Raw genomic sequence first — 25275 nt, 5'->3', positions numbered from 1 at the left:
TTCTTAAACGTTTAACGATTCTGAATCTCTTGTAAGCTCTGTTTTATTTTTGGTGTCTATCTTCACTTGGGCATAAACGAATGGTAAATAAATCGCTGTTGAAATGACTAAGTTGATTGCAGCTAGGACCGCTCCAGACACATGCCCGCCTGTGGCCAGGAATCCACCCACAATCGGAGGGGTTACCCATGGAATCTTAGCAACGATCGGGAAAACCATTCCGCTGCTTACTGCGATATAAGATATCACCGTTGTAATTACCGGGCCGAGAACAAATGGAATGAACCACATTGGATTCAGAACGATAGGCAATCCGAAAAGAATGGGTTCGTTTATCTGGAACACCCCTGGCGCCCCTCCGAGTGCAATCATCTGTTTATACCGTTTCCGACCGGCAATGATCATTGCAATGATCAGGCCCAATGTTGCACCAGATCCGCCTAAATAAACAAATGCATCCAGGAAAGAACCCGCCAATACCCCATATTGGTCCATGTCTTTGACACCTTTTGCATATAAATCGATATTTTTCACTCCCGAACTTTCAAAAAGCGGTGTCGTTATCCCGCCAAGGATATTAGGTCCATGCAAACCGATCATCCATAATAAATGAACAAGAAAAACTAGTAAAATAGCGAATGGCAATGAATCTACTGCACTTTGTAATGGAGATACAATCACTTTACTCAGCCAGTCATTCAGTACCTGCCCATCCGTAGCTTTACGGAATAGCAGTCCGAATACGCCAGCGATAAAGATTGTTGCCATACCCGGCACTAATTTTGCAAATGAACGGGCTACCGCTGGAGGTACTCCATCTGGAAGCTTGATGACTAAATATTTCACCCGGGATAGTCTCACAAAGATTTCAGTGGCTATTAAGGCAACGACAATTCCTGTAAATAGGGCTGTAGCATTAAAATAGTTCACGCTTACAAAACCCCATGCCCCGCCTGTAACATCCTTATCATCGATAGTTAAAGTGACATTTCCGATTTGAGGTAATAATAAAAAGAAACAGGCTGCGGAAACCAGCATCGCTTCAAAACCATCGTCACCGTATGACCGGGCCAATTTATAAGAGATGCCGAATACAGCGAATACCGTCATGAATGCAAAGGTTCCAAACCAAATATCACCGCCAAGCGTATTCCATGCAGGACCGAAGATGGCCTCCATCATTCTTCCGTAAGGCTTGATGACTTGCCCAAGATTATTAAAGAGGACGGCGAATGAACCGATCATTGTAATCGCTATCATTCCAATCAATGCGTCACGAATCGCAAGCAAATGCCGGTTATTTCCTACCTTTACCGCCCCAGGCATAATATACTTATCAATAAAAGTCATCATATCCTTATTCTCCTTTTATTAAAGTAGTGGCTTGTTTTAGCACTTCTTCACCATTACATAGTCCATAGAACATTGGATTGATGGTTGCTACTGGAATTCCCTTTTCTTTCCCCGCTTCCTGTAACTTGGATAGCAGATATCTTACCTGCGGGCCTAATAAAATCACATCAGCTTTATCTATTTCATTGTTCACTTCTGTAGAACCGACAGCCCATATATGACATTCTACCCCTTGTTTTTTAGCGCTTTCCTCCATCTTGGTAACTAATAAACTAGTAGACATCCCTGCAGAACAACATAATAAGATATTCATTGAAATTACCCCCCTTTTTAATGATTGATTATTCAGTATTTTCAAGTGAGTTGAAACCGTTTCCTTATAAATAACCGATGTTACTTCTTTATCACTTCCCCTTGAATGAAATGGGTATTATTGCCTCCATACATACATTGTAGTTACAAATTGGAAAAATATCAACACAAATTTAAATTTGTTACTACAAATTTGTGAATTAAAGTTGATTATTGTACTTATCCGAGATAATCTATATGTATATATTGGGAATGAACATAGGAGGAATCACTGTGGAGACCATGAATAAAGAAGCGGCATTGCATTCCATAGTCAAGGAATCGATTATCAATCTCATAAAAAATGGCGAATATCAAACAAATACAAAATTACCGACTGAAGCTGAATTCTGTAAAATATACGGAGTAAGCAGGACAACTGTTCGCACGGCCTTACAGCAATTGAACGTCGAAGGCTATATTTACCGTGTCCAAGGCAAAGGCACTTTCGTTTCGGAGAATAAAGTGAAGCAATTTCTTACAAGCACGGTTGAAAAATTCTCTGAGCAAGTCACAATGCAAGGTAAAAACCCTTCAACAAAGGTCATTAGCTTAAAAGTGATTGAAGCAAATGCTACACTTGCCAAGCTTTTCAAACAAAATATTGGAGACCCCGTAAATAAACTGGAACGGATACGTTACGTGAACGACATCCCGCTTCAATATGAAACTGCCTTTCTCCCTTGGTATAAGACACCCGGGCTAAATATCGAAGCCTGTGAAAAATCACTCTTTAAAGTACTTGAAACACAATTCGATTTAAAAGTAAAAAAGACGGTCGAACACTTGGAGTTTTCACTTGCAGACGATTCCATTTCTGATAAATTGGATGTTCCGAACGGTTCACCTTGTTTTTCTTTGGAAACTTACACATATGAGAATGATGGATCTGTTATTGAATTCTCTAAAACTCTCTTTAGAGGCGATCGTGCTCACTTTATCATCGAGCGGAACTATTGAAATAAGACGGATGCCTTATTAATTAAGGCATCATAGTCTGTAGACAAACTCGATTCTTTTAAGTGTTTGTAAGATTGAAACGTTGAAATCCACTCCAGGGACCCCCTACAATCAACGGAACGTTTTTTAAATAATAACTGCATGCAAACTTATTTTTCTTCTAGAGGCAATCATAACTGGTTGCCTCTTTTTGTTATGCATCTGTTACGGATTTACATAATTACAAATAGATGCATTTTATGAGTAAAATTGACAAATATACCATAATCACCTAATCTAGAAGACTAAGAGATTCCATTCTACTTACATTGGCACTCAACTTTATACCTATTATTTAAAAATATTCATAAAAGTTACTAGGGAATCTCTTACTATTAATTAATTAGGCAGGTGGATTTTATGTGCGGTTTTGTTGGATGTATTCACGAATATCCGAAAGCCATAAATTCAAATATGAAAGAAACGATTCAAAAGATGAACACGATCATTACCCATAGGGGTCCGGATGATGAAGGATATTTCTTTGATGAGTTTGTGAATTTTGGATTTAGGAGATTAAGCATAATCGATATAGATAATGGAAACCAACCCCTTTCATATGAAAATGAAAAATATTGGATCCTTTTCAATGGCGAAATCTATAATTATATTGAACTAAGAAAAGAACTTATTGATGAAGGATATGAGTTTACGACAGATTCCGATACAGAAGTAATATTGGCCCTCTTTAGTAGCCAAAAAGAGCAAACTGTCCAGAAATTGCGGGGCATGTTCTCTTTTGTCATTTGGGATAAAATCGAGCTAAAGCTTTTTGGTGCAAGGGACCACTTTGGAATCAAGCCTTTTTTCTATTGTGAGCAAGATGATGTTACTTATTTTGCATCAGAAAAAAAGAGTATTTTGACAGCCATGAATGAAGAGCTGGATATGAATTCATTACAGCATTTTCTCAGTTTTCAATATGTTCCCGAACCATCGACCCTATCCAAGAATATTGAAAAGTTATTACCTGGACATTACTTCACTAAAGAACCAGGAAAGAAAATGGATATAAAAAGGTTCTGGAAACCTATTTTTCATCCTTCCAATATAGACGATTCAAAGGTCATAAAAGAAATACAAGACACTCTGATGGATTCCGTAAACGTCCATATGAGAAGTGATGTTCCAGTTGGATCTTTTTTATCGGGCGGGATTGATTCATCATTTATCTGCTCCATCGCAAAAGAGATTAACCCTAAGATCAAAACTTTTTCTGTTGGGTTCGAAAGAGATGGATATAGTGAAATAAACGTTGCGCAGGAAACAGCAGCCGCACTGAATGTAGAAAATATAAGTTATATCATAAGTCCTGTAGAATTTTTGGCGGAACTGCCGAAGATCATCTGGCATATGGATGACCCTTTAGCGGACCCCGCTGCCGTTCCACTATATTTTGTCGCCCGGGAAGCTAAAAAGCACGTCAAGGTCGCCTTGTCCGGTGAGGGGGCAGATGAGTTATTCGGCGGATACAATATATACCGGGAGCCCCATTCCCTGCGCATGTTTTCCTATTTTCCAACACCATTGAACAAAGTGTTGAAGGCGATTTCCTCTGTTTTGCCAGAAGGTATTAGAGGAAAGAGTTTTATAGAGCGTGGAGTGACACCTTTAGAAAACCGATATATTGGGAACGCAAACATATTCGGAGAGAAAGAGAAAAAACTATTACTTGTGAATTATCTCAACGGTTTAGAAAATGAGAAAGTGACAAATCCCATCTATTCAAGTTCTTTAGGGTATGATCCTATAACCCAAATGCAAAACATTGATATTCAAACTTGGCTAAAAGGTGATATTTTATTGAAGGCAGATAAAATGTCCATGGCGAATTCCCTAGAGGTGAGAGTTCCCTTTTTGGATAAATGCGTTTTCAATACGGCTTCAAAACTCAATATGGATCAAAAGGTGAGAAATGGAACAACCAAATACATGCTCCGAAAAGCTGCCCGCGGGATAGTGCCGGAACATGTATGGAGCAGAAAAAAGCTCGGCTTTCCTGTTCCGATACGACATTGGCTGAAGGATGAGTTATACGATTGGGCAGTAAGGTTAACCCAAGAAAGCCCGACTGACTACCTTTTTAATAAGGCGCAAATTATAGAATTACTTGAAAACCATGTAAATAATAAAGCGGACAACAGCCGGAAGCTCTGGACCATTTTGACGTTTATGACTTGGCATCAAATTTATATAGAAAAACAATATGAGCCCCAAAAGAATTTACAATCCGCTTTATATTAAACACCTTTTGGCTTCACTCTTTGCACCCAAGCATCCATGAAAGATTGCTTGGGTGTTTTTATCGCCGAAAAACGAATTTCCATTCAATATACCAATTGGTATATGACGAATTTTTCAAAAGGATTAGATTCAGTCATGCCAGGTAACATCACTTCTTTTTTCAGCTCGAAGGCGGTTTGATTTTCGAGGAAAAAAATATAATCCTGTGAAGCATAATATAATATCAGTTCGATTTGGCGCGGTTCTTTTTCAAAGGAAAGCAAAATGTTATTGATGATTTTCATGAAAATCTGTACCGAGAACAGATTAAAGAAATAAAAATGATTGTCTTGCGCATCAATATCATATTCTTCTGCCAAGCAACAGTGGAATTCTATATTGTTATTGTCGTTTTTCCTTTTCTTCATGTAGCCATTCAGATTCTCGATCGCTTCTTTATAGAAATTTTTATTCATCTCCACGCCAACCACAGACGATTGATAGAAGTGATGGATCAAAAAATTCAAGCGTCCTTTACCGCATCCAAAGTCCACAATGCGATCATTTCTTTTCAGTGGATATTCTTTGAATAACTGTTCTAATGCGCTGTATGGCGTAGGTTCGTATCGGTGGTAATGCAAAGAATCATTGAAATTTTTTTGTTCACCTTCCGTCCTGATATTCAGCATTTCATCATAATTCATTACTTCCATATGTTATATGCACCTGCTTCATGTTTTTTAAATAAAGGGCTTCCTACTAAAAACCCCGGAATGGGTTGATCTTATCCAGGGTAAGGTTTTGTTATATGAATGTCCAATAATTAATTGGATTTTGCTTTCGTTACATAATCATTGAAATCGGAGATGCTTGGGTTGGCTATATAATGACCGCGTTCCACTTGGATCGTCTGACCTGTACTGAATTTGGACTCGTCAGATGCAAGGAATAGTACTGTATAACCGATATCATCCGCTTCACCATGATATGGCAATGCATTGAATTTGGCAAAAATATCGAGTACGGCCTGAGGCATATTATTTTTCGCTGCAGGAGTTAAAATAAGGCCAGGTGCCACTCCATTACAACGAATATGATCTATGCCATACTGTGCAGCGATATAACGAGTCAAATTTCACTACCTCCGTTTTGGACGCACCATATGCGGATTGTACGGAGTCACCTGTAAATCCAGCCATTGAGGCCGTATTTATATCGAACCTGCTCCCAATAGCACACTTTTTAAATTCACGTCCATAAGTCGGTCCCATTCTTCCAAATCTAAGTTCACGACATCCAGACCTTTATGCAGGTTAGTTAAACCCACATTATTAACAATTAACGTATCCGTTCCATATTGTTCAATGGTAAAGTCGACTGTTGCCTGAATGGATTCTGCTTGTCCAGCATCCAAGAATACCTTTTATGTTTTGGCCGCTTCTTTTGCTCCTGCTTCATTAAAATCAGCAATCACGACTTTTGCGCCTTCTTTAGCCATTAGTGTCGATAAGGATAACCCTATACTCTAAGCTCCACCTGTCACTAATGCTTCTTTACCTTGACTCTTCCCATGATAACCCGCCTGCTCTTCAAAATATGTATAGTTTTGCTTTATTAATCATGACTAACAGTACAAGAATACAATGTATATAAAGTTATCACAAATAATTATACCTATAGTCCAATTACGTAAAATGCAGATGTGGTAAATCTTGTTTACCAAAACAGAAAAAAGCTGAAGCAACCAAAAGTGCTTCAGCTTTTTTCATTTTTCTTCTTCATCATCCCATATGATCCAATCATGAACCTCAAGAATTTCCAGGAATTTCATCAACCTCGGTAAAGCCGGTTCCGCTTCCTCACCAAAATGTTCACTCATCGCTCCAGAGATCTGATTTACATTCCTTTGTAACTCCATCTGTTTAATGGCATATGCTCCAAACTTATCAAGCTTGATTTTACGGACTGATGGCTGTTTAAAGAAACGAACGGTCATTCGTTCCACAAAATTGGTCCTTTGAATGACCAAAAAAGTTGCTTCCGAAGATTCTTGTACCATAGTGACACGTCTTTCCAAAAGGGGAACCATGGTTAACAGGTTCCTCTTTTTTGATTGGCGTTTACGAAGCATCTTCTTTTTTCCCTTTGCTGGATACGAACCAAAGCAATCCAGCTAAAGCAAGGAATAATAAGAATGGCAGCAAATTGCTGGCTAATTTAGCTGCAGCCGGAACTTGAACACCTGCCGCGATCAATATGGCAATAAGAACACCAATCAATGATTCACCCGCTATTAAACCAGAGGCAAATAATACACCTCTGTCAACCCGTGCTTTAAGCGCTTCTTTTGTTTTCGAGAAGAACTCAACGAAGAATCGGATAAATCCACCGATCATGATTGGCGCACTAGTATGAACCGGCAGGTAAATGCCCACTGCAACAACAAGTGAATTCAGACCGAAAAACTCTAATGTAATGGAAATAGCCGCACCGATAAAAATCAGAGTCCAAGGTAAATCTCCCCCTAGAACACCTTCGGCAAGTATTTTCATAAGTGCCGCTTTCGGTGCGGGCAGGTCTGCAGACCCCATCGTATATGCATTATCCATAAGAACCAGGATAAAACCAATGACAGAAGCCGATGCGACAACACCGATCATCATGGCAACTTGTTGTTTCCATGGTGTTCCGCCAACGATATATCCTGTTTTTAGATCTTGAGAAACATCGCCTGAAACCGCAAGCGCTGTACAAATGATCGCAGCGACCGTTAAAGCGGCTACCATTCCAGTCGTACCAGTAAAACCAGTTGCCTTATAGACAATCGCTACAATCAATAGTGTGGCGATTGTCATTCCAGAAACAGGGGAAGAAGAACTTCCGACGATTCCAACAACCCTTGAAGCCACTGTCACGAATAAAAATCCAAAAATCGCGATTGCAATAGCACCGATGATTCCCACATCTGTTATAGGTGTGAAAGCAATGATTAAAATTACGATGATCGTACCCAACCAAACGTATTTAGCCGGCATGTCTTGTTCTGTACGGATAGAACCCGATTTTAGTTGTCCTTTATTGGCTTTTACGCCTTTAAGAGTATCGATAACTGAACTGAAAAGTATTGGTAATGTTTTGATCAAAGTGATCAATCCGCCTGTTGCAACGGCACCAGCACCAATATAGCGAATGTAATTATCCCAGATTCCCCATGCATCCAATTCACCGATCGGTACATCCGAAGGGAAAATGGCTGTCCCATTGTTTCCGCCAAAAAAGCTGATGGCTGGTATTAAAACGACCCAGGCTAATAAACCCCCACCTAGCATTTGTCCTGCAACACGCGGTCCAATAATATACCCTACACCCAAAAGGGAAGGAAAGGCGTCAAGACCGACCACTGCATTTTTAAAATTCGTGATTCCTGTTTCAACCTCTGTCTTGAAAAGCTTGAACCCATCACCAAGCCCTTTAACAACACCGCCGATAACCAAACCTGCTCCGATTAGTTTGGCGCTTGTACCGCCCTTTTCTCCTGACTTCAAGACCTCGGCACATGCCGTACCTTCTGGATAAGGTAATGTTTCATGCTCCCTTACAATCAAAAGCTGGCGAAGGGGAACCATCATGAAGACCCCTAAAAATCCCCCAGTTAATACTACGAAAATGATGAATGCTTGACTCACGTCCATGTCCCACATGAATAATGCCGGAATGGTAAATACAGCACCGGCACCAATAGCCTCACCTGCCGTGGTCATCGTTTGCACAATATTGTTTTCTAATATTGAATCCCTGCGAAAAACCCCTCTTAATATGGCCATTGAAATTACCGCCGCGGGTATAGAAGCAGAGACAGTTAAACCAATAAGTAGGCCTAAGTATGCATTTGCCGCCCCGAATACGATTGCAAGAATGATCCCTAGAATGATTGCAGTTGCAGTCAATTCCGGTAGAGATTTAGATGCAGAAACGTACGGGACGAATTTACTCTCTTTTGAATTGTTCGACAATTTAGCCACTTCCTATGTTAAACTTTAAAATCACAGAGAATATTATATCACTGTAATTTAAAGTAACGCAATGGGGAAATTTTGCTTATTAAAAGTTTGATTATACCCAATAATCAGATTAGTAGTTTCGGTTAAAAAATATATAAAATAATATTGATATAATAACCATGACTAATGCGTTACCCGAAGTCACTGTCTATCATTCATTCAATGACAGTATCATCAGCACCCCTTATCAGCTCGATAGGCAAACACGCCTGGGTTAGTGCACATTAAAATAAGATATAACATATCCTGAAAAATCAAGTCTTAAAAAAAGGAATGATAAATTCATGGTCTCCTATATCGACTATACTTCACCATCCATACAATTCTTTTTCGATGTCAATAAAAGCAATTTCATGAAAAAAGACAATCAAAACTATATTAATGCATTAGGTGTTAAACAATTAAATACCCTCGAAAATGTTTCATTATTAGATATTTACCTTAGCACAGACAATGTGGTAGAACCGCATTATCACCAAAATGCAGCAGAGCTAGTGTATTGCATTTCTGGAGCGGCAACCGTTTCCTTACTGAATCCATTTACAAAGCAAATTCAAAATTACCCCATTAAACCCGGTCAAGTAGCCAACGTCCCACAAGGTTGGTGGCATTATGAAGTTGCTAATGCTGATAATACCCACCTGCTTGCCATTTTTAATGCACCAACACCTGAGGTGATCCTCGGTTCAGATATCTTGAAATTGACACCTCCAAATATTATGGCTCATACTTATTGCATGGATGAAAACCAATGGAAAAAAGCAATTGCACCAATTCAGCCATCAACATTCATCGGTCCGCCAGCCAACTGCCATCGAGCGGCCGAAGAAGACATGCAGCAATATCCTCAATATATTAATCACTATGATAACCAAATGTATACTGCTCCGGCTTACAACTATCAATATCAGCTCAATCCCCCGTATCATTATTATTGAAGATAGATATCGGGAGCATGATTCCCCCTGTTCGAGGGCCTATACAACTAATAAATCGTAATCGAAAAAGCAATGGAGAACCCCATTACATAAGGATTCTCCATTACTTTTAATTACATGATCCTTTTTTCACTTCGCCACATCTTACATTATGATGGTCACCTAATGTGTTTTATGGGCTTTAAAAATCCATGATACGCTTGGATACAATTATCCGCTATACAAACTCTGTGTATTCTACCGAGTTTCTTCTTATAATATAGACATTCTCAAACTGATCCCATCTATAACAACGGATCATTCACTACATTTTTGCGGTTGGCTAAATTGCTACTATTATGTTAGAGATTGGAGTAAATGCCAAAGTGGTATCAGAAAGATTAACACATTCAAAATCATGACTCTTCAGCAGAAAACTTTACAAAAGCTCCAGGAAAAAGAGATAAGTGTTTGTCATTTAACTAAAAAAAGCAATGAGAACCCCATTACATAAGGATTCTCCATTGCTTTTAATTACATGATCCGTTTGAACATTTTTTCCATTTCATATATGGAATACGAGATGATGATAGGTCTTCCATGAGGGCATGTGAAGGGATCGGTTGTACGCCTAAGTTCATCCAGAAGTGCTTGGATTTCATCATTGCGAAGATGACGGTTTGCCTTTATGGAGGCTTTACAGCTCATCATGATGGCTGCTTCTTCGCGCAATTTTTTGATGTCGACCTTTTTCATCGATAGCAATTGTTCTATCATTTCCTCAAGGATTTCCTGTTCAATTCCTTTAGGGAACCATTGTGGATGCGATCGGACAATATAGGCGTTATAGCCAAACTCCTCTAAAAAGACGCCCACTTTTTCCAACTCATGCCGATATTCATTTATCCGGATACATTGGTCCGTTGAAAATTCAAGGGTGATGGGGACCAGCATATCCTGTAGTTCGTTTTCAACTCGACCAACTTTTTCTTTAAAATATTCGTATTTGATCCGTTCCTGGGCAGCATGCTGGTCTATGATATACAAACCCTTTTCGTTTTGGGCGAATATATATGTTCCATGCATTTGCCCAATCGGGTACATCGGAGGGATGCGGCTGTCGGGTTCATTCGCCTCGATTTCCTCCTCTTGTTCGACAGTGTAGGTTGTAAACTTTTCAGCTGACTCGAAATATGGTTTGCTTCCATCATCTTGTAAGACCGGTACATAGACATCTTCCATTTGCTGCTTTTCATTGCTATAGATTATTTCCTTTATTGGTTCAAGGTTGAAATCTTCATTATGATCCACATCACTCTTTTGTTCCTGCTTTTCCCGAATCAGGGTATTCTTCAAGAGGGAAGCTTCTTTCTTGGCTTTTTCCAGGACCCGCTTGCCGCTTTCCACAACATGGTCCAATTCCAGTGTGGTTTGCTCACTTTTCACCTGTTCCGGCTTTGCTGCTGGTGTATATCCACTTGGTATTAGAGACATCTTTTTAAACGAAGCTTTAATCGTTTCCGATACTAGACTGTACAATTCCTGTTCCTTGCTGAGCCTTACCTCCATTTTGGATGGATGTACATTGACATCGACAAGAATCGGATCCATTTCGATATTCAGCAACGCGATTGGAAAACGTCCAATTGGAAGAAGTGTATGATACCCATCCAGGATTGCTTTCACGAGCGCATAGTTTTTAATGAAGCGCCCGTTTATCATGGTTGAAATGTAATTCCTTGAAGCCCGGGTGATCTCGGGCATGACGATATATCCGGATAATTTGAAATCCAAGGAGCCTGCCTGAACCGGAATCATCTTTTTGGCGATATTCGTACCATAGATTGCCGCCAGCACCTGCCTGACATCACCGTTACCATTCGTATGGAGGATACGCTTCTCATTGTGTGTTAGCCGTATAGAAACATCCGGGTGCGAAAGTGCGAGCCTGTTAGCGACATCCGTAATATTTCCTAGCTCGGTATGAATGGTTTTCATATATTTCAACCGTGCAGGGGTATTGAAAAACAAGTCGGAAACCAGGATATCCGTTCCTTTACGGCTGGATGAAGCCTCAAGTTCCTTAACCATGCCTCCTTCAAGAAGTATGCGCGTTCCTACCCCTTCGCCAGTGCTGCTTTTCATTTCAAAACGGGAAACTGAAGCAATACTGGGCATTGCTTCACCGCGGAAGCCAAGTGTTCGGATTCGGAAGAGATCATTTTCATCTTTTATTTTACTAGTGGCATGACGTTTAAATGCCGCTTCCATGTCATCCGCCAAAATCCCATCGCCATTATCCACGATCCGAATGGAACCAAGTCCAGCCTCCACCAATTCAATCTCTATAATGGTACTGTTTGCATCTATTGCGTTTTCCACAAGTTCCTTAACGACTGAGGCTGGGCGTTCAACAACTTCGCCAGCTGCGATTTTATTAGATAAAGCCTCATCAAGCTGTATGATTTTTCCCATTTTTATCGCCTCGCTTTAATTCTCATTTAAGTTTCTTTTGTAATTTATAAAGGGTATTCATTGCCTCAAGCGGCGTCATTTCAAGGATATCCAGTGACTTTATGTCATCCAGCACCTTTTTTTCCTTTGGTGAAGAATTCACCCTTCCTTTAGGAGCTTCTTCCCCAAAGAAGGAAAGCTGTGCCTCATTGAGGGATGTCACAGGAGCAACTTCGGCAATAGGTGCTTTTTCAGCAGCAGGCTGTTCAGGAATCGTCTTTGCCTGTCCATTTTCATTCTCTAGCTGGGCTAAAATAGCAGCTGCCCGATCTATTAACTGCTCCGGTAAATCAGCAAGCTTAGCCACATGAATTCCATAGCTTTTATCTGCTGGCCCTTCTTTAATTTTATGAAGGAAAACGACATTTCCATTTTGCTCAATGGCACTTACATGGATATTTTTCAATCTTGGCAGTTCCGTTGCCAATACAGTCAATTCATGATAATGCGTCGAAAAGAGTGTCTTTGCCCCAATTTCCTCATGAATATATTCAATGATGGCCTGAGCGAGCGCCATCCCATCATAAGTTGATGTTCCCCGGCCTATTTCATCAAATAATATCAAACTGTTTTCTGTCGCATTCATGATGGCATTTCTTGCTTCAAGCATCTCGACCATGAATGTACTTTGACCGGAAATCAAATCATCTGCCGCGCCAATCCTGGTAAATACCTTATCAAAAATAGGTAATTCAGCTATACTTGCGGATACGAAGCATCCAATTTGCGCTAAAATCGATGTTAGCGCAATTTGACGCATATACGTACTTTTACCCGACATATTGGGCCCGGTGATCAAGAGTAACTCCCGGTCTCCATCCATGAAGCAGTCATTGGGGACATACTCCTGTGATTGAAGGACTTTCTCAACCACTGGATGCCTGCCTTCCTTCAGTACGATTCTTCGATCTTCGGAAAAGACAGGCTTCACATAATGGCGTTCTTCACTAATCGTCGCAAAGCACTGCAGGACATCCAGTTCACTGACGCCCTTCGCCAAATCCTGTAAGCGAGGGATATAGCTTTTGACCTCTTCACGAAGATTGAGGAATAGGTCATACTCCAAACTGATGCTTTTTTCTTCTGCTTGTAAAATCAAAGCTTCCTTTTCTTTCAATTCAGGTGTGATATAACGTTCGGCATTCGTTAAAGTTTGCTTCCGTTCATAACGGCCTTCTTCAAGCAGGTGCAAATTTGCTCGTGTCACTTCAATGTAATAGCCAAAAACACGATTATATCCGATTTTCAAGGATTTGATCCCGGTGCGTTCCCGCTCTTCGCGTTCAAGCTGTGCAATCCACGTCTTTCCGTTTCTGCTGGCATCCCTGTAAGTATCCAGCTCATTATGGAAACCGTCCTGAATGATATTCCCTTCTTTCACGGACAATGGAGGGTTTTCTACAAGCGCCGTTTCAAGCAAATCCGTCACTTCTTCACAAGGATCCAATTTATCGGCCAGGATTGAAATATCCTGATTGGAGGCCATTGACTTCACGATTTCACGAATGACCGGCACCTGTTGCAAGGAACGCTTCAGCTGAATCAAGTCCCGAGCGTTTACATTCCCGAAGGCCACCCTTCCGGCAAGCCGCTCCAAGTCGTACACTTCCTTCAGGCGTTCACGTAAGTCCTGCCGTTCAAAGTATTGATTTTTCAGGGTTTCAACAAGGCTTTGTCTCCGCTCGATCTGTTTTTTATTAATGAGCGGCCTATCAATCCATTGCTTCAACATCCTTCCGCCCATCGCTGTTTTCGTTTCATCAAGCAGCCATAATAATGAGCCTTTTTTACCTTTGGAACGAATGGTTTCAGTTAATTCCAAATTGCGTTTGCTATAATAATCAATTTTCATATATTGTGATGTTTCATATGCAAGCACTGGCTGTAAATGATCCAGGCTGCGTTTTTGGGTACGGTATAGATAATTCAATAAGCGAGAGGTCGTTGTCGCCAGTTTCTGGTCTTTTAACAAATGAAGCAATGGAGCGAATGACTCGCTTTGAACCAAATTACTCTCTAGGGATAGAGCGGCTGCGCCCCGTTCTTGAAGGATTTTTTTCCATTCTTCATTGAAATCCTCGGCAATGACAACTTCACTCGCACCAAGGATGGCAAATTCATTCAGAACTTCCTCGAAACTCTCAATCAATGTAACCTTATTTTCCCCTGTCGATAAATCATTGTATCCAAAGCCAAACTGACCATCCGTAAAATAAGTGATGGTGGCAATATAATTATTTTCCTTTTCACGAAGACCCTTACTATCCATTTTCGTTCCCGGGGTGATCAGCTGGACGACTTCCCTGCGTACCACACCTTTGGCTTGCTTCGGATCTTCGGTTTGTTCACAAATAGCTACTTTAAAACCTTTTTCTATCAATATATCAATATAATTAGCAGCCGAGTGATACGGAATGCCGCACATCGGAATTCGCTCTTCACTACCGCCTTCTCGGCTCGTTAATGTGATTTCGAGCTCTTGTGATGCATTCAGTGCATCGTCAAAAAACATTTCATAAAAATCGCCTAAGCGAAAAAATAAAAAGGCATCCTGATACTCTGCCTTAATTTTTAAATATTGCTGTATCATCGGAGTATATCCAGCCATTCCTTCAAAACCTTTCCAAACTAAAATCTATTACACATTTATGTCCTTCATTATAACATACGAAAATGCAACATGGCCTGTATTCGAAATTGCAGGGTAAATCAATTATCCTTCACTTTTTAAGCTGGCTGTATCTGGAAAGCCATAGGGACTTGTCCCGCTTCAAATTAAATAAAACCGGATGAAGGGAATGTCATCCGGTATTAATTTCTATATTCTATTCGTCTTCGAATTCATCAAGGAAATCCGGATCTAAATCTTCGAAATCCTCATCATCGAAATCAGAGCCCCAGTCATCCTCACAGCGGCCATCTGGACTTACAGCGACACAAATTTTCGTTTCGCCGACGACTTCCACAAAGAATTCCCTTTCCACATGGACAATGATTTTTTGTCCACATGGGGAGATGCAAGCTTCTAAACAATTCGGCTGTTGGACAGCTTTTGCAACGATTTCATGGTCATCAAGACAATCGGGATCACGGTATTTCAGCGAAATAACGTCGGTATATTGCACTTTTTCAGTTACAACTTCCGTCTTTGAATTTTGGTTATAAGAATACCAGACGTTGATTTCGTAGCTGCCGTGAATTTCTACCTTTTTGCCGACTTTCTTTGCATCGTATTTATGGTTGATGATCCAACAACCTAGAATGCTAGAAGGATGATGAGCCGGGCAAATGGTGTGAGAGGACTTGGTGAATTTACGTCCTTTTGCCACCACCGCTTTAGTAATTATCTCTCTATATTGTGACATGCTAGCGAACCCTCCTCATACAGTTTCCATTCATCCTATGCGTGGTAAAAGTCTAGTGTGCGTAGAATTTTAATTGTTTGAAAACTGCTGTAATGTTTTAAACCTAGGTTATTTTATGCTCAAGTTTTGGGATATGTGTCACGAATGGGCACTGTATAAGGATTTCCGCATATTAAAAAAGCCCTTCTGAAACCAGAAGGGCTTTTTTAATATTCATGAACAGCTTCCGCCGCCTGCTTGTACCTGTGAACCTGTCTCACCGCGAAGGACATCGCCTTCGGTCGATTCAATAATCAGGTCCGTCACCTTATTCGATACCTGTGAAGAGACCATTTGTAAAAGATCATTTACATCCACTTGGGATTGTTTGAATTCTTGCACGATAGGAAGTTCATCCAATTGTTTTTCAAGTGCATCAATTTTGGCCTGAACTTGACTGTATGCTTTCTCTTTGCCGTAATGTTGGAAGTTTACAGCCTGTTTTTGCAAGCTCTTGATGCTCGCAATCATTTCACGGATTTTTTGATTTTCATTGATGTGAGCTTCTGCCCGTTTAAAGAAATCGACTTCTTCCGTGCTGGCGATCATTTCAGCAAGTTCGGCCGCTTTGTTCAGAATGTCATCTTTAGTATATTTAGTCATATTACTCCACCTCAATCGCCGTTGCTTCTTCAACCATATCCCCATTTAATGACCATGTTTTCGTTCCGGTGATTTTCACTTTTACGATTTTGCCAATAGCGGATTTTGGTCCTTTGAAGTTCACGAGCTTATTTTTCGTTGTATAACCTGCTAATACCTCCGCATTCTTCTTGCTTTCGCCTTCAACGAGCACTTCAACAATCTGTCCATCATACTCTTTCATTTTCAATGCGCACGTTTCATTTACAAGGGCATTCAAGCGTTGCAGACGTTCCTTTTTCACTTCCATCGGTACATTATCCTGCATTTTCGCAGCCGGTGTTCCCTCACGTGGTGAATAGATGTAAGTATATGCTGCATCGAAACCAACTTCACGGTATAATGACATCGTTTCTTCAAAGTGCTCTTCCGTTTCATTCGGATAGCCTACAATGATGTCCGTCGTTAGCGATGCACTTGGGATAGCTTCCTTGATTTTTTTAACTAGCTCTAAATATTGTTCGCGTGTATACTTACGGGCCATGATTTTAAGTGTTTCCGTACTTCCCGATTGAACTGGAAGATGGATATGGTCAACGAGATTTCCGCCTTTAGCCAGTACTTCAATCAAATGATCATCAAAATCACGGGGATGGCTTGTCGTAAAGCGAATACGCGGAATGTCGATTTTGCGGATTTCATCCATCAAATCGCCGAAACTATAATCGATATCCGTAAAATCTTTACCGTAAGCATTCACATTCTGTCCAAGCAGGGTTATTTCCTTGTAACCCTGTGCCGCTAAATGACGGACTTCCTGGATGATATCTCCAGGCCGGCGGCTTCTTTCTTTCCCTCTCGTGTACGGTACGATGCAGTATGTACAAAACTTATCGCAGCCATACATGATATTGACCCATGCCTTGGTTTTTCCTTTACGCACTTTCGGAAGGTTCTCGATTACATCCCCTTCTTTAGACCAAACCTCAATGACCATTTCCTTGGAAAGATAAGCTTCATTAAGAATTTGCGGCAGGCGATGGATGTTATGCGTTCCGAAAATCATATCTACAAAATGGTGCTTCTCTAGAATCCGCTTTACAACTGTCTCCTCTTGTGACATACAGCCGCAAACCCCAAGCAATAAATCCGGCTTTTCCAATTTCAATGATTTTAAATGCCCCAATTCACCGAACACTTTATTCTCTGCGCCTTCCCGAATCGCACAAGTGTTAAGTAAAATGACGTTAGCATCATCCACCGTGTCTGTCGCTTGATAACCAAGTGCCATAAAGATGCCCGCCATGACTTCTGTATCATGTTCGTTCATTTGACAGCCAAAAGTACGAATGTAAAACTTTTTACCTTCTCCCATTCCGCGGAAACCTTCAGGAATGGCAAAGTCATCATGATATTCTACTTCTTCTTTTCCCCGCTTTTTCGCATCCTTTAAGGAAGGCGGAATATAAACGGCTTGAAAGTACTTACTGAAGTCCTTTTCGGATTTTTTGTCCGCTGGATTCTCAGCCTGTACTTGTTGTGATTCTAGTCGTTGTTTCTCGTTCATAGTTAATCTCCTTTCAAAATAGTTAGTTTATTTCTTTCACCAACTATTCCAAGACCTATCTTCAAATGGATTTATACGGATTCCTTTTCAAGAGTTTCCAGTAAATATTAGCTATTAAGTGTGATATATCCACATTATCATAGTATAAAGCTTTTAACAGCAAGAAACAATCATTCTGTCGTGGCTTCTTCAATTGTAAGAAAATTTTCATAAATATTGAAAATAAGAACATGAAAGAAGAGGTTATGACGAATTTAGCCTCTTCTTATCATGTTTGGATGACGCTTTCCCCTTTCAAGATTTTTCAAATGCAGACCATGCAATTTCCACCTTTTCAGGTGTTCAAGGTATAAGGAGAACCTTACCACACTGGCCTTTGATCATCAGTTCAAATCCCTTTTCAAAATCACTTAGTGAAAACCGATGGGTAATCATTGGTTTTACATCAACCTTGCCACTTTCAAGCAGACTTGAAACCTGTTGCCAGGTTGAAAACATCTTCCTTCCAGTTATCCCTTGGACAGTAAGACCCTTGAATACGATATCCTCTGTTATATTAATCGTGACGGGCTTAGAAGGCAGACTTAGAATCGATATTCTTCCACCATTGGTCGCCATCTTGAACCCTTGTTGGATAGCTGTTGGATTACCGCTCATTTCACAAACAACATCCACCCCGTCCCCACTTGTTATGCTTTTCGTGATTTCCACTGGATCCTGATTCATTGAATGAATGAGGTGTGTGGCACCCATCTTTTTGGCAAGCTGAAGTCGATAATCATTAATATCAAGAGCGATTACTTTATCAGCACCTGCGGCCTTTGCTACAGCAATCGCCATAAGCCCAATTGGACCACAACCGATAATTGCCACCGTTTTACCCAGCACCTCGCCAGCTAGCACTGAATGGACGGCATTCCCCATCGGTTCTTGGATGGTAGCTATATCTAGTGGCATATCACTTGGATTTTTCCATAAATTCTTGGCTGGCAGAGCTATGTACTCTGCAAAGCACCCTTGTTTATCGACACCGATAATGTTTGTTTTGTTACAGATATGGAATTGTCCGGTTAAGCACTGCCTGCATGTACCGCAAACTATATGTGTCTCGGCAGATACACAATCACCAACTGAAACATTACTGACACTTGCTCCTATCTCGATTACTTCACCTGCAAATTCGTGCCCAAATACGTATGGCGGGCTCACCCTTCCTTGTGACCATTCATCCCAGGTGAAAATATGAATATCCGTTCCGCAGATCGAGGTCATCTTCACTCGAATCAAGACCTCGTCATCTCGGATGTCCGGGATATCGACAACTTGTAATTGTGCCCCATAACCTCGGTGATGTTTGACGATCGCTTTCATTTTACCTCTCAACATGTACATTCCCCCTGAATAGGGCTGTGCTTTTTCATCTACCTTAATATGTAAAGATATGAAAAATCAATCACAAAAATACCATAACCACTTATGTACCGGCCTTTTCACATTAATAATGATGATTTTTAGGCATTCGTACATTTTTGTTAAATGGGTCATGTTTCTATAGCATCTTGTCCGCTCTCGAATAAGATATCTTGTACAACAAAAACAAAAACAATGAAGGAGTGACTTATATGTCATGTGGATGCAATAATCATGATCATGATCGGGATCACGATCGGGATAGAGATCGGGACAGAGATAACAAAAGAATCGCAGACGATTTTTGTCGTGCTGTAAGGGGCTGTAATAGGCGTGACCGCGATCACCACCACGATCGCGATGACCACCACGATCGGGATCGGGACAACGATAGAATCGCAGACGATTTTTGTCGTGCTGTGAAAGGCTGTAATAGGCGCGACCGCGACCGCGACCGCGATCGGGACCGTGATCGGGACCGTGATCGGGACCGCCATTGTCACAGAAGGAACCGTTGCAATATCTTCGGCGGTGGATGTAATAACGGTTGGTGGTAAGCTAATTTAGAGAGTATAGTGATTCTCTCTACTGAGCTTTCCAGTTAATCACAAAAAAAGGTTCACCCCATCTTAAGGGGTGAACCTTTTAACTTTTACATAAATTCAGCAACAAGCTTATCAAAGTGCGCTTGATCCAGTGTCAAATCTGATTTGTTTAGCGCTTTTTCAGCATACCCTGGCACTAATTCCTGGTACGAAGGGCGTGAAGAGTCTTGATAAATGATCCCTGTCACAAGGCTGTCATGCTGCATCAAAGTCTGCATGGCCTGTTCTTTATTTGATGAATCGTAGCCTTCAATAGTGTTCAATTTAGTTAAGTTTTGTTTAAACCAATCATACGTATTGATCTTATTGTATGTTACGCAAGGAGAGAAAACATTGATAAAGGAGAACCCTTTATGGTTTATCCCTGCTTCAATGATCGCCGTCAGGTCTTTCAAGTCAGTGGAAAAGCTTTGAGCGACAAACGTAGCGCCAGCTGACAATGCTAATTCCATAGGTGAAACAGCCTGTTCTATTGATCCTTCTGGAGTGGATTTCGTTTTAAATCCAGCAGCAGATCTAGGAGAAGTTTGGCCTTTTGTCAATCCATAAATTTGGTTATCCATGACAATATACGTAATATCGATATTACGGCGGATCGCATGAATGGTGTGTCCCATCCCGATTGCAAAACCATCTCCGTCACCGCCTGAAGCTATAACGGTCAATTCACGGTTAGCCATTTTCACTCCTTGAGCAATTGGCAGTGAGCGGCCATGGATGCCGTGGAAACCATATGACTTGATGTAACCGGATATACGCCCTGAACAGCCGATACCGGAAACGACGGCCAAATTCTCCGGCTCCAAACCTACATTGGCTGCCGCACGCTGCATGGCAGCCTGAACGGAGAAATCCCCGCAACCAGGACACCAGTTTGGTTTTACATCATTCCGAAAATCTTTAAACGTTGCCATATTCGAACATCTCCTTGCATTGTGTGTGAATTTCATGCGGGAGGAATGGGTTGCCATCATATTTTAGGATGCTTTTAATTTTATTAACATGTCCGACATTCATCTTGATAATATTAGCCAATTGTCCAGTCGCATTATTTTCAATAACTACTACTTTCTTAGCACTTTGCACCAATGATAGGACTTCATCAGCTGGGAAAGGATGAATCAAACGGATTTGCGCATGATTCACTTTCACTCCATCCGTTTCTAAACGGCCGATCGCTTCATCAATCGTCCCGCGTGTTGAGTTGAAACCAAGAATTAATAAATCCGCTTCTTCATGCGGTGTGTTTTTGTATACTGGTGTTTGGAATGTGTTAGTTAAATTATTCAGCTTACGCATCCGTTTATCCATTTGCAATTTGCGATTCAAGGCCGTCTCGGAAGGTCTGCCCGTTTCATCATGTTCAACACCCGTAACATGGTGAATTCCATTTTTCATACCAGGCACTACCCGTGGTGAGACTCCGTCTTCCGTTACTTCATAACGCTTGAAGTAAGATTTGTTTTCAGGCTCTTCAATTTCAAAGTCCACCAATTTACCGCGTCTTATCTCCACTTTACCGTAATCAAGCGGCTGAACCGTTTGTTTACCTAATGATAGCTGTAAGTCGGATAAAACGATAACTGGACATTGATATTCCTCTGCAAGGTTGAATGCTTCTGCCGTATCATAAAAAGCTTCCTCAACAGTGCTCGGAGCCATGACGATTTTAGGTATTTCACCGTGTGTACCATAAATCATGGCCATTAAATCGGATTGCTCCTGTTTTGTGGGAAGTCCCGTAGATGGACCGCCACGTTGAGTATCGACGATGACAATTGGCGTTTCGGTAATGCCCGCTAAACCAATCGCTTCCATTTTCAAGGAAAGACCAGGTCCAGCTGAAGCTGTGATGGCACGTACACCGCCATAGTTAGCACCGATTGCCATTGTGGCTGCAGCGATTTCATCTTCAGTCTGTATGACCGTCCCGCCAAATTGAGGAAGTTTCTTAATTAAGTATTCCATAATTTCCGAGGCCGGAGTAATCGGGTAAGCTGCCATGAAGCGACAACCTCCTGCAACTGCGCCTAAAGCGATAGCATCGTTTCCGATCATGAACATTCGTTTTTGGCCGTCTGCCTTTTCCAGCTCCATCGCGCCCAGTTTTTCTCCAAGCAAAACTTCCATTGCCTTATATCCGGCAGTAATGGCATCCATATTCTTCTTAACGATTTCTTCACCTTTACGGCCGAATATTTCATCAACCACATCGTTGAATACGGAAATTTCCATTCCGAGAACAGCACATGTCGCACCGATGGCGACCATATTTTTCATTAATGATGTTCCTAATTCGGCTGCTATTTCCGTAAAAGGAACAATATATAATTCTGCCTTTGTATCTTCTGGGCAGACAGGTTTGAATTTTGCATCTGCAATTATGATGCCACCCTCATGTAATTCTTTATAATTGACGTCGATTGTTTCTTGGTCAAAAGCAACTAAGATGTCTAAATCATCAGAGATAGCACGAGTTTCCGTAGTACTTACACGAATTTTATTATTCGTGTGTCCACCCTTGATTCGGGATGAGAAATGACGGTAGCCATACAAGTAATAACCTAAGCGATTGAGGGCAATACAGAATATTTCTCCTGTACTTTCAATACCTTCACCTTGTTGTCCGCCAACTTTCCATGAAAGTTGATTGATCATGTCTTACACTCCTTTAGGACGTTCGTATATAAATGCATTTAACCGCACCTCTCTTAGAACATTCAACTATGTATAATTATCGTTCTAATTTAGGAAAGGTGTACTAAACGCTTTCAATTCTATCGGTTAAATCATCAAATTGCAACCTTTTTGCTTTTATTTTTTATATTTTCAGAATATTTATTCATATCTATATAGTAAGAATTGAAAATCACTTAAGATATTTCCTTTTCAAGCGGAAAATTACGAGTGAAATTATCAAAAAGAAGACCTTTTACAAACTCACTGCTATAAAGCCTGTTCAATTCATTTATTAAGTTATGATAATCCTTATATGACGTTAACTTCTCTACCATATGATCGATTCCATCGAAGTCGGACCCTAATCCAATTTGTCTTTCCCCGCCCAAACTGCATATATGCTCTATATGTTTCAAGATATCCTTTATCGTAACCGGGCCATTTGCTAGAAATTGCGGGACAAAGGTTACTCCGATCACCCCATTTTTCTGTAAAAGGGCTTTTATCTGCCCGTCCTTTAAATTTCGCGGATGCGGACAAAGCTGATAAGCATTCGAATGTGAGGCGATCGGGAATTTCGCCAACTTTAGGGTGTCCCAAAATCCAGCTTCAGATAAATGGGATAAATCACACCAAATTGACTTCTCATTCAGTAGCGCGACCACTTCCGTTCCAAATCCTGTCAAGCCGGCCCCCCTTGTTTCTAATGCCCCATCCGCTACCAAGTTAGCGTGATTCCAAGTTAGCCCTACGGAGGATACTCCAAGATGAATAAGGGTTTTCAGTTTCAACAAATCATTCCCAATGCAATCGCACCCCTCCAAAGTTAGCATTGCACCGATTTCCTTTTCTTTTAAAGATTCGATGTCTGCCTTTGTCTTTATAAATTTCATTTCCGGCTCCGACAAAATCTTTTCATGAAATATATCCACCATCGCCAAAGCAGCTTGAAATCTCATATCAGGGTGGACCTTTTCAGGAATATATATGGCAAAACATTGGACTTTTCCCCCTTCGTCCAATAACCCCCGCTTTGTTATATGTAATTTATCACTATTTATAAAAGAAATATCCGGATCGATGAACATCTTCATCAGCACATCACAATGTGCATCAAAAATCTCCAATGTAATCCCCCTTCCTGTACCTTTTTTATGATTATATATACCATTATAAAGCGATAAGGACCTTTCGTCATTTGGAAGTCACGACAAAAAAGAGCCTGCTCGCCATCCGACAAACAGGACACCCAAACACAATTATCTTGGTTCAATGATTAGTTTTATTGCCGTTCTTTCTTCGCCATCAATAAGTATATCTGTAAAGGCAGGAATACAAATCAAGTCAACTCCACTAGGTGCGACAAACCCTCTTGCGATTGCTACTGCCTTGACGGCTTGATTTAACGCACCTGCACCGATTGCTTGAATTTCGGCTGCTCCTCTTTCCCTGAGCACTCCCGCTAGTGCGCCTGCTACAGAATTAGGATTAGATTTTGCTGAAACTTTTAATATTTCCATTCCTAGTCCTCCTTGTTTTCCCTGCCGATTCTAACTTGGCTCAATAGTTATAACACTTTCCACTGCTACTATATTCATCAAGTAAAACTTGTATGACAAAGAAAACCGGGATTGTACACCATTTATTAAAGAATGGAAAAACGGATGGCAGTTTGACTGTCCATCCGTTCGAATCAATGGTAAAAGGGATGATCTTCGTTAATCAGGATCCTTTCTATCTTCTTTGCCTTGCCAGTTTTCTCATCAATTTCAAGGAGAACCCCGCTTAATAGGGTCCGTCCTTCTTTTGGGACTTCGAAACGAACTGGAAGGCTGGTCAGGAACCGATGGATGACTGCCTCTCTTTCCATACCAAGGATGGCATCATATGGTCCTGTCATTCCTACATCTGATATGTAAGCGGTGCCTGCAGGTAATATACGGTTATCGGCTGTCTGGACGTGTGTGTGTGTACCAACGACGGCTGTAACCTTACCATCCAGGAACCACCCCATGGCTTGCTTTTCGCTTGTCGCTTCACCATGAAAATCGACAAAGATGATCGGTGTCTTTTTTCGAGCCTCCGCCACTAGTTCTTCCGCCTTTTTGAACGGACAGTCCAAATCCGGCATGAACGTTCTCGCCTGCAAATTGATGACAGCTATTTCATGCTGGTTCAATTTTAAAAATTTCATCCCTTCTCCGGGTACCCCGTCTGGAAAGTTTGCTGGACGGACAAGATATTTCGCTTCATCAATAAAATTGAAGATATCACGATTATCCCATGTATGGTTTCCCATGGTCACTGCCTGCGCTCCCCACTCTAAAAAGCTGCGATAAATCTTTTCTGTAATCCCCCGGCCACTTGCCGCATTCTCGCCATTGATGACCGTGATATGCGGACGATACTTTTCTTTTAACTTAGGAAGGTATTCTTGGATCATGTCACGACCTGGAGATCCCACTACATCCCCTATAAATAGCAATTTCATTGTAAAACCCTTTCTGGATTCACCTGATTATATGAATTATTTAAGTATGTATTGTAACATAATTTGGGGTAATTATAGGAATTACGCTAGACGATTAATATCCGAAAAAGAAAAAACGA

At 40.9% G+C, this 25275-nt stretch carries 19 protein-coding genes and 1 pseudogene; 3 read left to right on the top strand and 17 right to left on the bottom strand.

Annotated features, from left to right (window positions below; all coding sequences use genetic code 11):
- Window positions 1–3: 3 nt before the first annotated feature.
- Window positions 4–1353 carry a PTS sugar transporter subunit IIC gene (locus J7I96_RS09840; RefSeq protein ID WP_214768469.1) on the bottom strand — a complete coding sequence of 450 codons (1350 nt, stop codon included), beginning with the start codon at window positions 1351–1353 and terminating at the stop codon, window positions 4–6.
- A 4-nt stretch (window positions 1354–1357) separates the two neighbouring features.
- A complete protein-coding gene (locus J7I96_RS09835) occupies window positions 1358–1666 on the bottom strand; it encodes a PTS sugar transporter subunit IIB (RefSeq protein ID WP_048684685.1) in 309 nt (102 codons plus the stop codon).
- 281 nt (window positions 1667–1947) lie between these two features.
- Here J7I96_RS09835 and J7I96_RS09830 point away from each other — a divergent pair, with 281 nt between their 5' ends.
- Both J7I96_RS09830 and asnB read left to right on the top strand, forming a co-directional pair.
- A complete protein-coding gene (locus tag J7I96_RS09830; RefSeq protein ID WP_251029140.1) occupies window positions 1948–2664 on the top strand; it encodes a GntR family transcriptional regulator in 717 nt (238 codons plus the stop codon).
- Between the two features lie 399 nt (window positions 2665–3063).
- Entirely contained in the window at window positions 3064–4947 is a 1884-nt protein-coding gene (asnB, locus tag J7I96_RS09825) for an asparagine synthase (glutamine-hydrolyzing) (RefSeq protein WP_214922983.1), read from the top strand.
- An 83-nt stretch (window positions 4948–5030) separates the two neighbouring features.
- Here the strand turns inward: asnB and J7I96_RS09820 are convergent, their stop codons facing one another.
- The 4 genes and pseudogenes from J7I96_RS09820 to J7I96_RS09805 form a co-directional block, all read right to left on the bottom strand.
- Window positions 5031–5639: a methyltransferase domain-containing protein gene (locus J7I96_RS09820; RefSeq protein WP_214922982.1), complete on the bottom strand. Its 609-nt coding sequence runs from the start codon at window positions 5637–5639 to the stop codon at window positions 5031–5033.
- A 110-nt stretch (window positions 5640–5749) separates the two neighbouring features.
- Window positions 5750–6340 (bottom strand): annotated as a pseudogene (locus J7I96_RS09815) (SDR family oxidoreductase).
- Between the two features lie 351 nt (window positions 6341–6691).
- Entirely contained in the window at window positions 6692–7057 is a 366-nt protein-coding gene (locus J7I96_RS09810) for a PqqD family protein (protein ID WP_214768473.1), read from the bottom strand.
- Window positions 7047–8939, bottom strand: coding sequence for an OPT family oligopeptide transporter (locus J7I96_RS09805; RefSeq protein WP_214922981.1), 1893 nt, complete (start codon window positions 8937–8939; stop codon window positions 7047–7049). The genes J7I96_RS09810 and J7I96_RS09805 overlap by 11 nt, the downstream gene beginning before the upstream one ends.
- A 332-nt stretch (window positions 8940–9271) precedes the next feature.
- On the opposite strand from J7I96_RS09805, the gene J7I96_RS09800 reads away from it, so the two are divergent.
- Window positions 9272–9925 (top strand): cupin domain-containing protein, encoded by a 654-nt coding sequence (locus tag J7I96_RS09800; protein WP_214922980.1) that lies wholly within the window; start codon window positions 9272–9274, stop codon window positions 9923–9925.
- A 513-nt stretch (window positions 9926–10438) separates the two neighbouring features.
- Here the strand turns inward: J7I96_RS09800 and mutL are convergent.
- The 11 genes from mutL to J7I96_RS09745 all read right to left on the bottom strand — a co-directional run bounded on the left by mutL (window position 10439) and on the right by J7I96_RS09745 (window position 25156).
- Entirely contained in the window at window positions 10439–12379 is a 1941-nt protein-coding gene (mutL, locus tag J7I96_RS09795) for a DNA mismatch repair endonuclease MutL (protein WP_214922979.1), read from the bottom strand.
- A gap of 22 nt (window positions 12380–12401) precedes the next feature.
- Window positions 12402–15026, bottom strand: coding sequence for a DNA mismatch repair protein MutS (mutS, locus tag J7I96_RS09790; RefSeq protein ID WP_214922978.1), 2625 nt, complete (start codon window positions 15024–15026; stop codon window positions 12402–12404).
- 217 nt (window positions 15027–15243) lie between these two features.
- Complete coding sequence (locus tag J7I96_RS09785; RefSeq protein WP_034313495.1) at window positions 15244–15783, bottom strand: outer spore coat protein CotE; 540 nt, start codon at window positions 15781–15783, stop codon at window positions 15244–15246.
- Window positions 15784–15996: 213 nt separating this feature from the next.
- Window positions 15997–16425, bottom strand: coding sequence for a YlbF/YmcA family competence regulator (locus tag J7I96_RS09780; protein ID WP_034313499.1), 429 nt, complete (start codon window positions 16423–16425; stop codon window positions 15997–15999).
- 1 nt (window position 16426) lies between these two features.
- The gene (gene miaB, locus J7I96_RS09775) at window positions 16427–17971 is read right to left on the bottom strand and encodes a tRNA (N6-isopentenyl adenosine(37)-C2)-methylthiotransferase MiaB (RefSeq protein ID WP_214922977.1); all 1545 of its coding nucleotides are present in this window, start codon (window positions 17969–17971) and stop codon (window positions 16427–16429) included.
- Between the two features lie 342 nt (window positions 17972–18313).
- Window positions 18314–19357: an L-threonine 3-dehydrogenase gene (gene tdh / locus J7I96_RS09770; protein WP_214922976.1), complete on the bottom strand. Its 1044-nt coding sequence runs from the start codon at window positions 19355–19357 to the stop codon at window positions 18314–18316.
- Between the two features lie 676 nt (window positions 19358–20033).
- A complete protein-coding gene (locus J7I96_RS09765; protein ID WP_096338178.1) occupies window positions 20034–20900 on the bottom strand; it encodes a 2-oxoacid:ferredoxin oxidoreductase subunit beta in 867 nt (288 codons plus the stop codon).
- Window positions 20887–22644 (bottom strand): 2-oxoacid:acceptor oxidoreductase subunit alpha, encoded by a 1758-nt coding sequence (locus J7I96_RS09760; RefSeq protein WP_053534401.1) that lies wholly within the window; start codon window positions 22642–22644, stop codon window positions 20887–20889. Before J7I96_RS09760 ends, J7I96_RS09765 begins: the two co-directional genes overlap by 14 nt.
- A 215-nt stretch (window positions 22645–22859) precedes the next feature.
- Window positions 22860–23792 carry a dipeptidase gene (locus J7I96_RS09755; protein WP_214922975.1) on the bottom strand — a complete coding sequence of 311 codons (933 nt, stop codon included), beginning with the start codon at window positions 23790–23792 and terminating at the stop codon, window positions 22860–22862.
- A 132-nt stretch (window positions 23793–23924) separates the two neighbouring features.
- A complete protein-coding gene (gene spoVS / locus J7I96_RS09750; RefSeq protein ID WP_029281188.1) occupies window positions 23925–24185 on the bottom strand; it encodes a stage V sporulation protein SpoVS in 261 nt (86 codons plus the stop codon).
- A gap of 173 nt (window positions 24186–24358) precedes the next feature.
- Window positions 24359–25156, bottom strand: coding sequence for a TIGR00282 family metallophosphoesterase (locus tag J7I96_RS09745; RefSeq protein ID WP_063591644.1), 798 nt, complete (start codon window positions 25154–25156; stop codon window positions 24359–24361).
- Window positions 25157–25275 lie beyond the last annotated feature (119 nt).

Origin of the sequence: Bacillus sp. ISL-78 (genome assembly GCF_018613455.1) — a bacterium.
Lineage (GTDB): Bacteria > Bacillota > Bacilli > Bacillales > DSM-1321 > Peribacillus > Peribacillus frigoritolerans.
Note: the sequence above shows the minus strand (reverse complement) of the source record. Positions and strands in the feature narration are given on the sequence as shown.

Bases quoted from the DNA above. Each gene is read 5' to 3' on its own strand.
- tdh (WP_214922976.1), bottom strand. From the start codon at position 19,357: ATGTTGAGAGGTAAAATGAAAGCGATCGTCAAACATCACCGAGGTTAT.
- J7I96_RS09810 (WP_214768473.1), bottom strand. From the start codon at position 7,057: ATGCTTCGTAAACGCCAATCAAAAAAGAGGAACCTGTTAACCATGGTT.
- J7I96_RS09765 (WP_096338178.1), bottom strand. From the start codon at position 20,900: ATGGCAACGTTTAAAGATTTTCGGAATGATGTAAAACCAAACTGGTGT.
- J7I96_RS09835 (WP_048684685.1), bottom strand. From the start codon at position 1,666: ATGAATATCTTATTATGTTGTTCTGCAGGGATGTCTACTAGTTTATTA.
- J7I96_RS09785 (WP_034313495.1), bottom strand. From the start codon at position 15,783: ATGTCACAATATAGAGAGATAATTACTAAAGCGGTGGTGGCAAAAGGA.
- J7I96_RS09830 (WP_251029140.1), top strand. From the start codon at position 1,948: ATGAATAAAGAAGCGGCATTGCATTCCATAGTCAAGGAATCGATTATC.
- J7I96_RS09780 (WP_034313499.1), bottom strand. From the start codon at position 16,425: ATGACTAAATATACTAAAGATGACATTCTGAACAAAGCGGCCGAACTT.
- mutS (WP_214922978.1), bottom strand. From the start codon at position 15,026: ATGGCTGGATATACTCCGATGATACAGCAATATTTAAAAATTAAGGCA.
- J7I96_RS09760 (WP_053534401.1), bottom strand. From the start codon at position 22,644: ATGATCAATCAACTTTCATGGAAAGTTGGCGGACAACAAGGTGAAGGT.
- J7I96_RS09800 (WP_214922980.1), top strand. From the start codon at position 9,272: ATGGTCTCCTATATCGACTATACTTCACCATCCATACAATTCTTTTTC.
- J7I96_RS09840 (WP_214768469.1), bottom strand. From the start codon at position 1,353: ATGATGACTTTTATTGATAAGTATATTATGCCTGGGGCGGTAAAGGTA.
- J7I96_RS09820 (WP_214922982.1), bottom strand. From the start codon at position 5,639: ATGGAAGTAATGAATTATGATGAAATGCTGAATATCAGGACGGAAGGT.
- J7I96_RS09745 (WP_063591644.1), bottom strand. From the start codon at position 25,156: ATGAAATTGCTATTTATAGGGGATGTAGTGGGATCTCCAGGTCGTGAC.
- miaB (WP_214922977.1), bottom strand. From the start codon at position 17,971: ATGAACGAGAAACAACGACTAGAATCACAACAAGTACAGGCTGAGAAT.
- mutL (WP_214922979.1), bottom strand. From the start codon at position 12,379: ATGGGAAAAATCATACAGCTTGATGAGGCTTTATCTAATAAAATCGCA.
- asnB (WP_214922983.1), top strand. From the start codon at position 3,064: ATGTGCGGTTTTGTTGGATGTATTCACGAATATCCGAAAGCCATAAAT.
- spoVS (WP_029281188.1), bottom strand. From the start codon at position 24,185: ATGGAAATATTAAAAGTTTCAGCAAAATCTAATCCTAATTCTGTAGCA.